12 protein-coding genes are annotated in these 13477 nt (G+C 68.1%); 5 read left to right on the top strand and 7 right to left on the bottom strand.

The window, feature by feature from the left end; all coding sequences use genetic code 11:
- The first annotated feature begins 15 nt into the window (after positions 1-15).
- Positions 16-594 (top strand): CPBP family intramembrane glutamic endopeptidase, encoded by a 579-nt coding sequence (locus tag D103_RS0107480; RefSeq protein ID WP_018876374.1) that lies wholly within the window; start codon positions 16-18, stop codon positions 592-594.
- A gap of 26 nt (positions 595-620) precedes the next feature.
- Here D103_RS0107480 and D103_RS0107475 read toward each other — a convergent pair whose 3' ends face one another.
- Both D103_RS0107475 and D103_RS0107470 read right to left on the bottom strand, forming a co-directional pair.
- Positions 621-1877 carry a bifunctional diguanylate cyclase/phosphodiesterase gene (locus tag D103_RS0107475; RefSeq protein ID WP_018866122.1) on the bottom strand — a complete coding sequence of 419 codons (1257 nt, stop codon included), beginning with the start codon at positions 1875-1877 and terminating at the stop codon, positions 621-623.
- A 163-nt stretch (positions 1878-2040) separates the two neighbouring features.
- Positions 2041-3288, bottom strand: coding sequence for an HD-GYP domain-containing protein (locus tag D103_RS0107470; protein ID WP_051074663.1), 1248 nt, complete (start codon positions 3286-3288; stop codon positions 2041-2043).
- Positions 3289-3496: 208 nt separating this feature from the next.
- Here D103_RS0107470 and D103_RS0107465 point away from each other — a divergent pair, with 208 nt between their 5' ends.
- Positions 3497-5626, top strand: a complete 2130-nt coding sequence (locus tag D103_RS0107465; RefSeq protein ID WP_018876372.1) for a DUF1631 family protein — start codon at positions 3497-3499, stop codon at positions 5624-5626.
- A gap of 21 nt (positions 5627-5647) precedes the next feature.
- On the opposite strand, the gene D103_RS0107460 is transcribed toward D103_RS0107465, so the two are convergent.
- From D103_RS0107460 to amrS, 5 genes are all read right to left on the bottom strand, one after another.
- Positions 5648-7972 carry an HDOD domain-containing protein gene (locus D103_RS0107460; RefSeq protein ID WP_018876371.1) on the bottom strand — a complete coding sequence of 775 codons (2325 nt, stop codon included), beginning with the start codon at positions 7970-7972 and terminating at the stop codon, positions 5648-5650.
- A 158-nt stretch (positions 7973-8130) separates the two neighbouring features.
- Complete coding sequence (locus tag D103_RS0107455; RefSeq protein WP_018866118.1) at positions 8131-8511, bottom strand: DUF2237 family protein; 381 nt, start codon at positions 8509-8511, stop codon at positions 8131-8133.
- A gap of 81 nt (positions 8512-8592) precedes the next feature.
- The gene (locus D103_RS0107450; protein WP_018876370.1) at positions 8593-9624 is read right to left on the bottom strand and encodes a DUF2235 domain-containing protein; all 1032 of its coding nucleotides are present in this window, start codon (positions 9622-9624) and stop codon (positions 8593-8595) included.
- A 60-nt stretch (positions 9625-9684) separates the two neighbouring features.
- On the bottom strand, positions 9685-10221 hold the full coding sequence (locus tag D103_RS0107445; protein ID WP_026280301.1) for an Hsp20/alpha crystallin family protein: 537 nt from the start codon (positions 10219-10221) through the stop codon (positions 9685-9687).
- A gap of 80 nt (positions 10222-10301) precedes the next feature.
- A complete protein-coding gene (gene amrS / locus D103_RS0107440; RefSeq protein WP_018876368.1) occupies positions 10302-11408 on the bottom strand; it encodes an AmmeMemoRadiSam system radical SAM enzyme in 1107 nt (368 codons plus the stop codon).
- Between the two features lie 85 nt (positions 11409-11493).
- Here amrS and amrB point away from each other — a divergent pair, with 85 nt between their 5' ends.
- Genes amrB through D103_RS0107425 form a run of 3 tightly spaced genes read left to right on the top strand, consistent with a single transcriptional unit; the run spans position 11494 to position 13473 of the window.
- Positions 11494-12294, top strand: coding sequence for an AmmeMemoRadiSam system protein B (gene amrB, locus D103_RS0107435; RefSeq protein ID WP_018876367.1), 801 nt, complete (start codon positions 11494-11496; stop codon positions 12292-12294).
- Complete coding sequence (gene amrA / locus D103_RS0107430) at positions 12291-12869, top strand: AmmeMemoRadiSam system protein A (protein ID WP_018876366.1); 579 nt, start codon at positions 12291-12293, stop codon at positions 12867-12869. The genes amrB and amrA overlap by 4 nt, the downstream gene beginning before the upstream one ends.
- Positions 12859-13473, top strand: a complete 615-nt coding sequence (locus tag D103_RS0107425) for a rhomboid family intramembrane serine protease (RefSeq protein ID WP_018876365.1) — start codon at positions 12859-12861, stop codon at positions 13471-13473. The genes amrA and D103_RS0107425 overlap by 11 nt, the downstream gene beginning before the upstream one ends.
- Positions 13474-13477 lie beyond the last annotated feature (4 nt).

Here is a 13477-nt window from a genome sequence, read left to right as displayed (position 1 = left end):
TCCGTCCACCCTGCCATGAGCCTGCGTAAGGCCATCGCGCGGCACCCATTGCTGGCCGGCCTGGTCTTTCAGGCCGCGCTGATCCCGCTCGCCCTGATCCTGGCCCGCGTTGCCGGGATCCCGCTGGCCGAGCGGATCGAGTGGAGCCTGGACGCCGCCGCCCTGGGCGCCCTCGCCGTCCTGCCCATGCTGATCCTGCTGGGCGCGCTCGCCATCAGTGGCTGGGAGCCCTATCGTGCCCTGGCCGATCAGGTGCGGGATTTTGTGCACCAGCTCTTTCGGCACGCCCTGCCCGGTGCCGTGCTGCTGATCTCCATCCTCGCGGGCGTGGGCGAGGAACTGCTGGTGCGGGGTGTGCTGCAGGGGTGGCTGACCGAACGCTGGTCCGCCGAGTGGGCCATCGTCGCCGCCGCGGTGGTCTTTGGACTGGCCCATTCGATCAGCCGCCTGTATTTCGTGTTCGCCACGATCATCGGGCTGTACCTCGGGGTCCTGTACCACCTCACCGGCAACCTGCTGGTGGTCATCGTCACCCACGCCCTGTACGACTGGATCGTGATCCACCTGTACCTGCGTTCACGATCGACAGGATAGGCAGCGAACGCATCAGGCCAGCGCTGTCAATCGCGCGTCCGCAACATCTGCTCCATGAAGTATCCCAGGCGGGCCGGCCGGCCGAGGTAGAACCCCTGCACCAGATCACAGTCCAGGGCCCGCAGACGGGTCAGCGTGTCCTCGTCCTCGACCCCTTCGGCCACGACCGTCAGGCCCAGTTTGTGTCCAAGGCCGACCATGGACTCCACGATGCGCTGATGCGGGGGACTGGCGCTGAGTTCGTGGACAAAGGTCATGTCGATCTTGAGTTCGTCCAGGGGCATGCGCAGCAGCCGCTCCATGGATGAATAGCCGATGCCGAAGTCGTCCATGGAGAGGCGCAGCCCGAGCCCCTTCATGCTGTGCAGGGCGTCGCGCGCGGTGGCATCGTGGCTCTCCATCACCGCCGTCTCGGTCAGTTCGATCGTGACCTGCTCGGGTGGCACGCCCCAGAGGTCCAGCGACTGGGCCACCAGGTCCACGACCTCCGGCTCCTGCAGATCATCCGCGGAAAAGTTCACCGACACCCCGACGCCCAGCCCGGCCTGGCGGTATTCGGCGCACTGGCGCAACGCGGTGTTGAAGACCCAGTGGGTCAGGCGCGGCATCAGATCGGTCCCCTCCGCCGCGCGCACCATGGTGTCCGGCCGGATCGCGCCATATTCCGGGTGATCCCAGCGCAGCAGGGCCTCGGCCGATTCCACCCGCCCCGAAGCCAGGGCGATCTGCGGCTGATACTCGAGGTGCAGGGCTCCCTCCTCGATCGCATCGCCCAGCTGCGACCACAGGTCGACACCCTCCAGCATCGTCTCGGCTGCGTCGGGGGCATGCAGGCGCAGGCGGACCCGTTCACGCCGAGCCTTGCGCATCGCCGCACAGGCCTGGGCCAGCAGGGTCGGCGGGGCTACGGCGCGCCCGCCCCGGGACAGGGCCAGTCCGACCCGCGGCCACAGGAGCACCTCGCGCTCGCCGCAGGGAAAAGGCTCGCCCAGCACCCGCAGCATCTTGTGGCCCGCCAGCTCGGCAAATCCGCTGCCGTCCACATGGGGCAGCATGCAGGCGAGCTGGTGGCGTCCCGTCATCCCGACGAACCCGCCCGGCAAGGCGGTCGCCAGGGCCTCGCCGGCCTGACGCAGCAACCGGTCCGTCACGTCATAACCCAGGGCGGCATCAATATCGCCCAGGCCCTCCAGATCGACCACGGCCAGGGCCGGAGAACGCGCACCGCAACCCGCCTGCAGGCGTTCGAGAAAGGCTGGATAGTCCGACAGATTCGACAACATCGCTGGGCTCCGGCATTGCGCCCGCGCGGCGCCTCCAGGAAAAGACTGAATCCGTTCGGTCCGGCCGTGTGCCACGAACGCTGTAGCGGACCAGGAACCACTCACCTGGCACTGGGACGCCGGCCGCCGCTTGTAACCAAACCGGACATTTTTTCAGTCTTTTCTAGAGATAATAGCGTGCAGGATCGACTCCGTAGGCCCCGGCCGGCAAATCGCGCACGATCTGCCGTTGCGCACCCTCGGATTCCGGGTCCGTCGACCCGAGGTCGAGTTCCAGCGGATCGGGGTAAGGCTGACGCTGCGGATCCAGGATGCGCATGACCCGAGGCATGAAGCGCTGGGTCCGCCGGTGGCTCAGGACGATGGCGACCTCGCCGCTGTCCAGCTCCACAAGACTGCCCACCGGGAACAGCCCCACGCAGTGCGTGAACTGGTCGACCAGCGCCGAGTTCAATCCCCAGCGGCCATGCTCGCGCAGTTCCTTGAGCGCCTCGAAGGGCGTTCCCGCCAGGCGCTGATCCGCCAGCAGTTCCTCGTAGGAATCCACGATTGCCGCCATCCGCGCGCAGGCGCTGATCTCGTTGGCCACCAGCCCCCGCGGATAGCCGCGACCGTCCTCGCGCTCGTGATGCTGAAGGACGATATCGCGGACCTTATCGGGGATGCCGTGGGAGCGCTGCAGGATCTGCTCGCCGTACTCCACGTGCCGCTGCATCTCGCGGCGCTCGTCGGGGGACAGCCGCTTTCCCCGCTCCAGCAAGGCCGGGGACAACTGCATCTTGCCCACGTCCATCAACAGCCCGCCCAGCCCCAGGATCGACAGCTCGCCGCGGTCCAGCCCCAGGTGCCGTCCCAGCGCCAGCAGATGCACGGACACCCGCAGGGAGTGGTCGTACAGGACATCGCCGGAATCGCGCAGTCGGGCCAGCAACAACAGAGCATCGGGATTGCGCTCCACGCTCTCGCGCAGCGCCTCCGAGGCCTCCCGCGCCGCCGCGACGCGCACCCCGGGATTGCGCTCCATCTCGGTCCGGATGCGATCGAGAATGGTACCGGCCGTGGCCCAGGCCTCGCTTGCGGCCGGGAGTTCCTCGTCCACGCTGCACTGATCGCGGTAGACGGTCATTCCCCGAAACTGGGCCGCCTCGGCGCGACCGGGAACGGATTCGGTCAGCGCCGCTTCGCGGGTGGCGGGCGCAAGCCGGGTCAGCGACTCCGGGGCACTCTTCTCCCGGTCCACGAACACGTGGCGACAATGGCGGGCCAGCTCGTCGATGTCCTGTTGCGAGCGGATCAGAATGCCCTCGACCCAGTACGGCGTATCCCGCCACGGGCGGTCGAGCTGGCTTACGTACATGCCAACCCGCAACTCCGCGACGGGAATCTCCTGTTGTATCAATCCCCAGGACATGCCAGGAACACTCCGCTTGCCATCCGGCGCTCTCGTAACTCACACCTTCAGTATTGTTTTCTACACTACCCAGACGCCCCGCCCCAGGCCAGCCCGTTAGTGCGCCGGCCGTGAATCGCTAACGCTCGGCGCCCCGAACCCGTGCACACATCACGATTTTGCGGGACGATGGACCCGCAGCGACGACGATCCCACGCCGGAGTGCCTCATGCCAGCCGACCAGGACACCCTCCTTGGTTCTTCCCGCCAGCCGCTCAAGGCCTCCGGCAAATGGACCGGGATGGCCGGGCTGTCGATCGTGCAGCGAGAGCAGCTCGCCGAGATGGTCGTGCCCCGGGTGATCGAACACCTGGAGCGCTGCCTGGCGACGGCCCGCGACGAATGGGAGGCCGGACGCACCTGGGGCAATGTGACGGGCAATCCCCTCCTGTGGGCGAATGACTTCCGCATGTTCGAGAAGCGCGTGACCCGGGACTTCCAGGACGCCCTGATGGAGGACTTCCGCAGCCACGACTACCCCCCGCAGTACGAGTTCTCGGGGGTCGCGTTCGCGGATCAGGACGACGGTCTCAGCATCCTCGACGACTACCAGTCCACGCGGCGGTCGCTGCGGCACAAGCTGGAAGGCTCGATGCGCGAGAACAACCGCTACTCGCACTACGTGTTCACCCAGGCCGCGCGCGAAAAGAACCGCTTCGAGCATCCCAACTGGGCCCCCTGGTCACCGCTGCACTGGTACGAGCGCCTGATCGAGATTGGCGAGCTGTACTTCGGCAAGACCGAGATGACCCTGGACCTGATGCGCTCCTACCTGGACTGCATGCAGAAGACCGCGGCCCCCACCCTGGCCTTCGTGGTCGAGGCGATCGAACACTGCGGGCTGATCACCGAGACACCGGCCGCCCCCGAGTCCAGCGAAACCCTTCGCCGCAACGCCTCATGGAAACGCCTCGCCGGCGCACGCGATACCGACGCCTCCGCGGAACCGGACGCCGACCCCGCCACGACGACCTCCGGGTGGCGGCCCTCCACGCGCAAGGCCGAGGCCGACGAACCCGCGCGCATGCCGGACACCGAGGCCGACCCGGCCCAGTGGGCCGCCTGGGCCTCGAACATGGTGCAGTCCCCGGTGTTTCGCCCGGTCGAAGGCCATGGCGGCGGGCAAGCGGCGGGCTCCGGCAACGCGGCCCCGATGACGGCCTTCGTCATGCCCTCCGATCAGCCGGACCCGCGCGCCTCGCTGATGCCGTTCATCCACGACCTGCTGCAGGGGCTGTTCGACCACATCTTCCGCGAGGTGGGGTTCAACCCGGCCGTGCGCGCCGAGATCGGCGAGATGCAGTACCCGCTGGCCACCGCCGTCATCCGGGATCTCGGCTTTTTCCGCGACCGCTCGCACCCCTTGCGCCTGTGGATCGGGAGCCTGATCAACGTCGCCATACGCATCAATCCGGAGTCGGAGCCCGACGGCGAGGACGTCGAGCGCTACCTGGGCTGCATCCGGCATTCGATCGAATACTTGCGCAACGAGGCCGACCGCCTCGACCGCGACAGCGCCGAGGTGCTGATGAACCAGTTCCTCGAGAGCGTGGAGAACGAGGACGCCCTCTGGCATGCCCGCCAGACCACCCAGATCGACCTGCCCAACGCCGAGGAATGGGCCGAGCAGGCCCGGCGCAATCTGGCGCTGGCCGCGCTGGAGACCGGGGCCGATCTCCCGGAGACCACCGCCGAGGAGATCTTCCAGTCCTGGGAGACCGTGCTGGCCGTGGAGCACGACGCCGGCGAGGCCGGGGAGGCCCTGCATCGCGTGCTGCGCCAGGTCGTGCGCCACATCTGCAACATGGCCACCGCCGCCGAGGTGAATCCGCTGGTGGCCGAGGCGAAGGAACACGCCCGCGCCGCAGGCCTGGGGGACGACCGCATCCGCGACCTGGTGCAGCACCTGGGCAAGGCCCACCTCTACCGCCTGCGGGCCCCGGAGGACGCCGAGCGCTTCGACCCGCGGGCACGGCTGCAGACACGCGAATCCGTGCGCTACGAGGACGACGACCCGACCCTGGAACAGGACCGCGACGACGACCACGTCTTCGCCGCGATCGGGCTCGACATCGGGGACTGGTTCGAATTCTGCGACGACGCCGGCGAAAACCCGCGGCGCCTGGCCCTGATCTGGCGCGGCGACACGACGCGGCGCTTCTTCTTCCTGTCCCTCGACGGCGTGCACGCCCGCCGCCACAGCCTGCAGGGCGTGGCCCAGGAGCTGCGCCAGGGCCGCATGCGCGCGCTGCCGGAGGACAACCCGCTGGACGCCATTATCGAGGCCCCGGGGGGCTGAGCCCCCGCGCAGCCGGATCGGTCAGTCGCGCGCCTGGCGGATCGCCAGGGCCAGCTGGTTGCGCACCGCCTTCAGCGCCCGCAACACGCTCGGGTCCAGCGAAACGCCTTCCGGCAATTCCAGGTAGAGCAATCCCACACACCGATCCCGCACCGCCAGGGGCAGCAACAGGAAGCTGCGCGCATCCAGGGCCTGCCGGAACTCGTCGGGGATATAGCGGCTGATCGATGCCTCGTGGCTGTCGCTGATGACCAGATCCTTCTGCTGCTCCAGGGCGAGGGACAGGATGTCGCCCTTGCCCGCTACGCTCAGGCGCAAGCGACCGGACAGGGTCTCCGCGTCCTGACCAAACGCGGTATGGGCCACCAGGACCCGGTGCTCGCGGTCCGCCAGCATCAGCATGACCCGGCGCAGGCCCAGCGCCTGATACAGCGTCTCGAGCGTCGTCTGGACCAGCGCGTTCAGGTCGAACTCGCCGACCATGCTGTCCAGCATGTCGGTCAGGGCCTCCATCAGCGCCGCGGCCTGAACGGCGGGCTCCTGCCCGGCCCGCGGGAGCGCATCCCCGGCTCCCGGCTCGGGTTCCAGCGCCTCCGCTTCGCCGTCATCAATGCGTACCCCCAGGTTCGCCTTCAGGCGGTTCAGCGGTTCCCGACCTTCCGGCGGCAGCTTGACCACCGCCAGGAAGTGATCCATATGCTCGCGTCCCGAGCGGATCGCCCGCTGCATGCCGCGCGCATCCACGCCCAGGGCATGTTCATAGCGCCGGCGCAGATCGGTCAGCAAAGCCCCCTGCTGGTCGCGCTCGGCGCGGGTGATGCACTGGCCCATCTCGGAGGCCAGGGTCACGATGCGATGCAGGCGCTGATCGGCATCCCGGGCCGCCGGCAGGATGCCGGACGGAGCGCGCTCTACCGATGCCACCAGCTCGCGCGGGAAATTCCAGTCCTCCAGTACGCTGCGCGCCAGCGCCTCGTAGGAGATCCCCAGCACCTGGCGGGCGGCACTGTCCTCCCCCGTGCCCTGACCCACACGGATGCGGATCTCGTCCGCTTCCTCGGGCAGGTAGTACAGCACCAGCATGCGCCCGATATCGTGGAACAGCGCGCAGACGAAGGCCTGCTCGCTCTCCACCCCGCCAACCTGCTCCGCCAGATCGCGCGCCAGCATAGCGCTGAACAGCGTGCCGACCAGGGCCTCCATCAGGCGACCGGAATGCCGGCCGCCCTTGAGGTTTTCGAACAGCACCAGCCCGAGCGCGGCCGTGCGCACCTGCTCGAAACCAAGCAGCACGATCGCGCGCGACACCGTCCGGATATTGCCGCCGAAGTTGCTGTAAAAGGGCGAGTTGGCCAGTCGCAGCAGCTTCTGGGTGGTGGCGTAATCCTTCAGCACCGCGTTCGACAGCTCCGCCACCGAACGCTTCATGGTGTCATCGGAACACTGGGTAATCTCGCGGATGTGGCTGGAGATCCCGGGAAAATCCGGCTTGCGCCGGATCTTGCGCAGGATGAAATCCTGCGACCCGGCGTCCTGCGAGCCTTCCCCCTCCAGGGCCGCCACCAGTGCCTCGCGAAACTCTCGGGCCGAGGCAAAGCGTTCCGCCGGATCGGGGCGGGTCGCCCGCAGGATCAGGGCATCGAAGCGCTCGTCGCCATTACCGGTACGACCGGATGGTGGCTCCAGCCCCGCCGCCAGCATCGACTGCCGGATCGCCTCCGGATCCTCGCCTCCAAAGGCGCGTTCACCCGTCAGCATCTCGAAGAACAGGGCCCCCAGCGAGAAGACGTCAGAGCGTTCGCTGGCCGCTTCGCCTGCCAGCTGTTCCGGGGCCAGGTAGTAGGGGGTGTCCGGCAGGTGGCTCTCGCCACGGGCCGCGGCGTCGGGCAGCGCCATGCCCAGCCCGGTGATGCGTGCATGCCCCTCGGGGTTCACGGTCACGTTGGCCGGCTGCAGGGTCCCGTGCAGGATGCCCTGCTCATGGGCCGCGGCCGCGGCGTCCAGCAGCTCGCGCATCAGGGCCAGACCACGATCAATCGGCAGCGCGCCCCCGGCCAGGATCCGGTCCAGGGTCTCGCCCTCGACGTACTCGAACACCAGGTAGACGCCCTGGGGGTAGCTCCCCGCCTCGAAGATCGGCGCAATATTCGGATGCCGGAAGCGGCTCAGGCGACGCGCGTCCGCGAGCAGGGCCTGACGGGTGAGGTCGTCGGCGCCCGCCTGGGTCAGCGTGCGAATCGCGACCTGCCGATCCAGTACCGGATCGTGCGCCACGTAGAGCCCGTCGCGGGTACTGGCACCCAGCGTCCGCAGAATGCGGAAGCGTTCAATCTCGGGAACCGCCATGTGCTCAGCCATCCGCCCGAACCCCGACCGCACCCCACCCCTGTCCAGGGCGCCTGCTCGCGCCCGGCATGCTCGGATCCATCCGTATCTCTCCCTAATTTACAGCGGGCCGGCCCCATCCCGGCCCTGCGCCGATATTCCGCGGAGGGTTGCCCCGCTCAATCGGCCGGGTCGCGCGCATGTTCCTTCAGGATATCCAGCGGGATCACCGCCAGGGTCTCCTCGTGCGTGGCGCGCAGAAACACCCCGGGCGCCGCCCCCGCCCGGTAGGCCTCCAGCCAGCGCGCGGCACACAGGCACCAGCGATCCCCTGCCTCCAGGCCGGGGAAGCCGAACTCCGGTACCGGTGTCATCAGATCATTCCCCTGCGCCAGGGAAAAATCCAGGAACTCGCGCGTGACCTCGGCACACACGGTGTGCATGCCCTGGTCGTCATAGCCCGTGGCGCAACGGCCGTCGCGATAAAAGCCGGTCACCGGGTCCCGGCCGCAGGGCTCGAGCGCCCCGCCAAACACATTCTTGGAGGGAAAAGGCTGCATGGAAAACTCCCCGTTCATGGTCCCTACAGCATAACGGACACCCCCCCGCCCCATGCGAGCGACTACTCGGCCCGCGGGAATTCAGTCGGCATCGGGCCAGCCCCATTCCACCAGGTGGTTCCGCAGATTCTCGGGCCGATAGTCGGGATCCCGCTGGTACCGATCGAGGACGCTGGGATGCAGTTCCGTCGGATACCCCGGCTGGTGCAATGGACGCCGATGGCGGCGGCGCAGGCGATAGATGTGCCGCCGTGAACGATGCAGCGGGGCCAGCGGATCGGGCCGCAGGGCATCGACCAGGTGCGGCTCCACCTGCAGGCCCGCCGCACGCGCCTGGTCGATCATCCATGCGAGCGGCGCCTCCGACGCCAGACGCCCGTCGGCATCCGGGGCATAGCCGCCCCCCACATCGGCATGCACCCCGCTGAACCAGACCTGCTTGAGGTCCAGCCCCGGGCGCGGCTCCCACAGGGTCGGCTCGAAGTCGGCGCGGGTCTCGTCGATCGCCATCGCATGCCGCGCGACCCGCACGTTGGGGCCCAGCTTGGTGTCGTAGAACTCGTCAGTGCGGTCGAACAGCCCCAGCAGGGAGAACGGGATGCCCAGGGCGCCCACCGTATCCCAGACCCCGACAAAGCGGATCTCCCGCGAGGGGTGGGCATACGCCGCCCGGAACTCGCGCGAGGCCGACCCCTCCGGCGCATGGCTCGCCGCGGTCTTCTTGTAGTGACGGAAGGCCTGTTCGATCAGGCGCGCGTCCGGGCGCCTCAGGATCCCGCAGTTGTTGATCAGCCCGCACAGGCTGCGCACGGTGTAGGCACCGCGACTGAAGCCGAACAGAAAGATCTCGCTGCCGGGGTTGTAGTTCTGGACGATGTAGCGATAGGCATCCTGGATGTTCTTGTGGATGCCCCGCCCGGTCACGCCGCCCGTTACCTTCGCGTAGTACGCCCCGACACCCCAGTCGTAGAAGACCTGCTGGGGGTCACCACTGGCATCGGCGGGCGCGATGGCCCGCGCCAGACGCAGCACGTTGGTCGGCACGTCCGACTCGACGTCCTCCTCGGGGCGATTCCAGGTCCCGTCCGCGCAAATCACGATCCGTCGTGTCATCCGCCCGCCTCCCATCCTGTTCGTAATGACGACCGCAGCCGCCGTGGAGCCTGCGACTGATCAGGAGCCAATGTCGATCCGGCGCACTCCCGGCCGCGCGTCCTCCGCACGGCGGGGGATGTCGATCGTCAGCACGCCGTTTTTGAACCGCGCCTGGATCGCATCGACATCCGCATCCCCCGGCAGGCTGAGGATCCGGCGGAACTGCCCGTAGGCCCGCTCGACCCGATGATAGCCCTGGTCTTCTTCTTTGGTCTCCTGGCGCTTCTCGCCGGAGATGATCAGGTCATCGCCGTCCACCGTCAGGTCGATCGCGTCCTCCTCGATGCCCGGCACCTCGACGGTGATCCGGTAGGCTTTGCGACTCTCGGCAATATCCACACTGGGCTTGAGCAGCAGCGAGGCCGTATCACGCCCGCGCCCGCCGAGAGCGGCACCGAAGAAGTCCTCGAACATCCGGTCCATCTCCCGGTGCATGCGCATCAGCGGATCACGCATGTGCACCTCCGACATCTCGCCACGCGCCGGAACCACCTCCGGGTTCGCCGCCTCCTCGCGCTTGAACCAGTTCCACGGCTTCAGCTTTTGCAGGTCCATGATCATCACCTCCGGTAGAAATCCAACCCTGTCTAGCGAATTAACTAGGTCGCCCAAAGGGACTTTTCAAGCCCGGTGAATCAAGCCCTTCGAAAGTCGGCCAGCCGCACCGACTGCCGCCGGGCACCCCAGGTGCCGGGGCGGGACTCGAAGACACCCGGGACCGATGCCCCGCAGGCGTTGCAACAGCTATCGGCGGTCAGATTCCAGTCCGACAGTTCATACCAGTCGCGCCCGATCAGGCGTTGCCCGCACCCCGCACACCAGGTGCTCTGGCCGTCCGCATCGTGCACATTGCCGGTGTACACGTGATGCAGGCCCTGCTCACGCGCGATCCGGCGTGCCCGCTGCAGGGTCTCGATCGGCGTGCGCCGGTGTTCCGTCATCTTGAAATCCGGATGGAAGGCCGTGAAGTGCAGCGGCACATCCGGCCCCAGATGTTCCAGGATCCATTGCGCCATCGACGTAATCTCCGCGTCGCTGTCGTTCTCGCCGGGGATCAGCAACGTGGTGATCTCGACCCAGGTATCGGTCTCGTGTACCAGCCACTCCAGGGTGTCGAGCACCGGCTGCAGATGCGCCCCGGTCAGCTTGTGGTAGAAGCGCTCGGTGAACGCCTTCAGATCCACGTTCGCCGCGTCCATGGCGGCAAAGAACTCGCCGCGAGCCTGTTCGGTGATGTAACCGGCGGTGACCGCCACCGAGCGGATGCCCCGCGCACGGCAGGCAGCCGCGACGTCGATGGCGTATTCATGGAAGATCACCGGGTCGTTGTAGGTGAAGGCCACCGCGCGGCAACCCAGCGCCTCGGCCGCGCGGGCGATGGTCTCGGGATCGGCACGGTCCGCCAGGGTGTCGATCTCGCGCGACTTGCTGATATCCCAGTTCTGGCAGAACTTGCAGGCCAGGTTGCAGCCCGCCGTACCGAACGAGAGCACCGGGCTGCCCGGCAGGAAGTGGTTCAGCGGCTTCTTCTCGATCGGGTCGACACAGTAGCCGGAGGAGCGCCCGTAGCTGGTCAGCACCACGGCATCGTCGAGGTTGGCGCGGACAAAGCAGGCCCCGCGCTGCCCGGGCTTCAGCTTGCAGTAGCGCGGGCACAGGTCGCATTGCACGCGGCCATCCTCCAGGCTGTGCCAGTAGCGCGTGGCCACCGTGAAGGCGTCATGTTCAGGGGTGTCGTTCATATCCGGTCCGGCTCGTGGTTCATGCCCTTGAATATGAGGCCGAAACCCCGATATTCAACGACATAATGTCCGACGGAGACCTCCAATGAGCGCCCCGCTCCGCGTCCGCGAGCCCGCTATCGCGGGACAGTTCTACCCGGCCGACCCCGCCGAGCTGCGGGCCACGGTCACCCGGCTGCTGGATGCCGTCCGGCCGGCACCCGACGCGGCGCCGCCCAAGGCCCTGATCGCCCCGCACGCCGGCTACCCCTACTCCGGCCCGGTGGCGGCCTCGGCTTATGCCCGCATCCGCCCGCTGGCGGGCCGCATCCGGCGCGTGGTGCTGCTGGGCCCGTCGCATCGCGTGCCCTTCCACGGGATCGCGACCACCACGGTCACGGCCTACCGCAGCCCCCTGGGCGACGTCCCCGTGGATCACAAGGCGCTGGATACCATTGCGGGGCTGCCCGGCGTCCAGGCACTCGACGTCGCCCACGGCCCGGAACACAGCCTGGAGGCGCACCTGCCGTTCCTGCAGGTGGCCCTGGGGTCCTTCGAGCTGGTACCGCTGGTGGTCGGGGATGCCCCCGCGGAACAGGTTGCGAACGTACTGGAACGCCTGTGGGGCGGCCCGGAGACCCTCGTCGTGGTCAGCTCGGATCTCTCCCATTTCCATGACTACGCCACCGCGAGCCGCCTGGATGCCGCCACCACCGGGGCGATCGAACGCCTGGACGAACACGCGCTGGGCCCGGAACAGGCCTGCGGCTGCCGCCCCCTGGCGGGTCTGTTGCGTCTGGCGCGGCAGCGGGGTCTCGCCATTACCACTCTGGACCAGCGCAACTCCGGCGACACCGCCGGCCCGCGCGACCAGGTGGTCGGCTACGGCGCGTGGATGCTGCAATGACGCCCGTCATCGACCTGTCCGCGCCGGCGCGTGAGCGCCTGCTGCAACTCGCAGCGGACGCCATCCACCGGGCCGCGCACGACCATGCCGCCGACGGTATCGCGCTCGCGGAGGAGCCCGCCCCGCTTGCCGACCCGGGCGCCAGCTTCGTGACCCTAAAGCGGGGGGATGCCCTGCGCGGCTGTATCGGCAGCCTGGAGGCCCATCGCCCCCTGGCCACGGATGTCCAGCACAACGCCCGGGCCGCCGCCCTCCATGATCCGCGCTTTCCCCGCCTGCGCCCGGAGGAACTCGTCGGGCTCGAGTATTCGGTGACCCTGCTAAGCGCCGCGCACCCCGTGGATGCCCCGCATCGAGAGGCCCTGCTGCAGCAGTTGCAGCCCGGGCGCGATGGCCTGGTCATCCAGGCCGGGACGCGGCGGGCGACCTTCCTGCCCGCGGTGTGGGAGCAGCTACCCGATCCCGAGGCCTTCCTCGATGCCTTGCTGCAGAAGGCCGGGCTGGGGCATGACGGCTGGACAATGGGGCTCCAGGCCTGGCGCTACAGCTCGCAGGAGTTTGCCGGTGAACTTTGAACCCAGCATCACCCTTTACATCGTCATTGCCACGGTCGTGATCTCGCTGCTGGCATGGCAGAACCCGCGCTGGCTGCAGGCGATGATCCATCACCCACCGTCGGTGCAACGCGGCCAGTACTGGCGCCTGGTGACCCACGGCTTCATCCATGCCGACGGCACCCATCTCGCGTTCAACATGATCACGCTGTTCTTCTTCGGCATGGCCATGGAGCGCGTGCTGGTGCCCGAGATCGGCATGGGTGGCTTCGTCCTGTTCTATCTGGCCGCCATCGTGCTCGCCAGCCTGCCCAGCCACCTGCGCCATCTGCGCGATCCCGGCTACCGCTCCCTGGGGGCCTCTGGTGCGGTGTCCGCGGTGCTGTTCGCCTACATCCTGCTCCAGCCGTGGTCCCTGCTGTTCGTGTTCTTCATCCCGGTCCCGGCCATCGTGTTTGCCGCGGTCTATGTCGGCTACTCGCTCTACGCCCAGCGGCAGAACCGCGACAACATCAACCACAGCGCCCATCTGTGGGGCGGCGCCTGGGGCGTGGCCTTCATGCTCTGGCTGGAGCCCGGCCTGCTGGCCCGGTTCTTCCACGAGCTGCTCGCGCCCCTCGGCTGACCCC

The organism is Thioalkalivibrio sp. ALE31 (assembly GCF_000377405.1).
Taxonomy (GTDB): domain Bacteria; phylum Pseudomonadota; class Gammaproteobacteria; order Ectothiorhodospirales; family Ectothiorhodospiraceae; genus Thioalkalivibrio.
Note: the sequence above shows the minus strand (reverse complement) of the source record. Positions and strands in the feature narration are given on the sequence as shown.

Excerpts from the sequence above, each read along its gene's own strand:
- D103_RS0107475 (WP_018866122.1), bottom strand. The coding sequence starts at position 1,877 with ATGTTGTCGAATCTGTCGGACTATCCAGCCTTTCTCGAACGCCTGCAG.
- D103_RS0107460 (WP_018876371.1), bottom strand. The coding sequence starts at position 7,972 with ATGGCGGTTCCCGAGATTGAACGCTTCCGCATTCTGCGGACGCTGGGT.
- D103_RS0107465 (WP_018876372.1), top strand. The coding sequence starts at position 3,497 with ATGCCAGCCGACCAGGACACCCTCCTTGGTTCTTCCCGCCAGCCGCTC.
- D103_RS0107455 (WP_018866118.1), bottom strand. The coding sequence starts at position 8,511 with ATGCAGCCTTTTCCCTCCAAGAATGTGTTTGGCGGGGCGCTCGAGCCC.
- D103_RS0107450 (WP_018876370.1), bottom strand. The coding sequence starts at position 9,624 with ATGACACGACGGATCGTGATTTGCGCGGACGGGACCTGGAATCGCCCC.
- D103_RS0107470 (WP_051074663.1), bottom strand. The coding sequence starts at position 3,288 with ATGTCCTGGGGATTGATACAACAGGAGATTCCCGTCGCGGAGTTGCGG.
- amrS (WP_018876368.1), bottom strand. The coding sequence starts at position 11,408 with ATGAACGACACCCCTGAACATGACGCCTTCACGGTGGCCACGCGCTAC.
- amrB (WP_018876367.1), top strand. The coding sequence starts at position 11,494 with ATGAGCGCCCCGCTCCGCGTCCGCGAGCCCGCTATCGCGGGACAGTTC.
- amrA (WP_018876366.1), top strand. The coding sequence starts at position 12,291 with ATGACGCCCGTCATCGACCTGTCCGCGCCGGCGCGTGAGCGCCTGCTG.
- D103_RS0107445 (WP_026280301.1), bottom strand. The coding sequence starts at position 10,221 with ATGGACCTGCAAAAGCTGAAGCCGTGGAACTGGTTCAAGCGCGAGGAG.
- D103_RS0107480 (WP_018876374.1), top strand. The coding sequence starts at position 16 with ATGAGCCTGCGTAAGGCCATCGCGCGGCACCCATTGCTGGCCGGCCTG.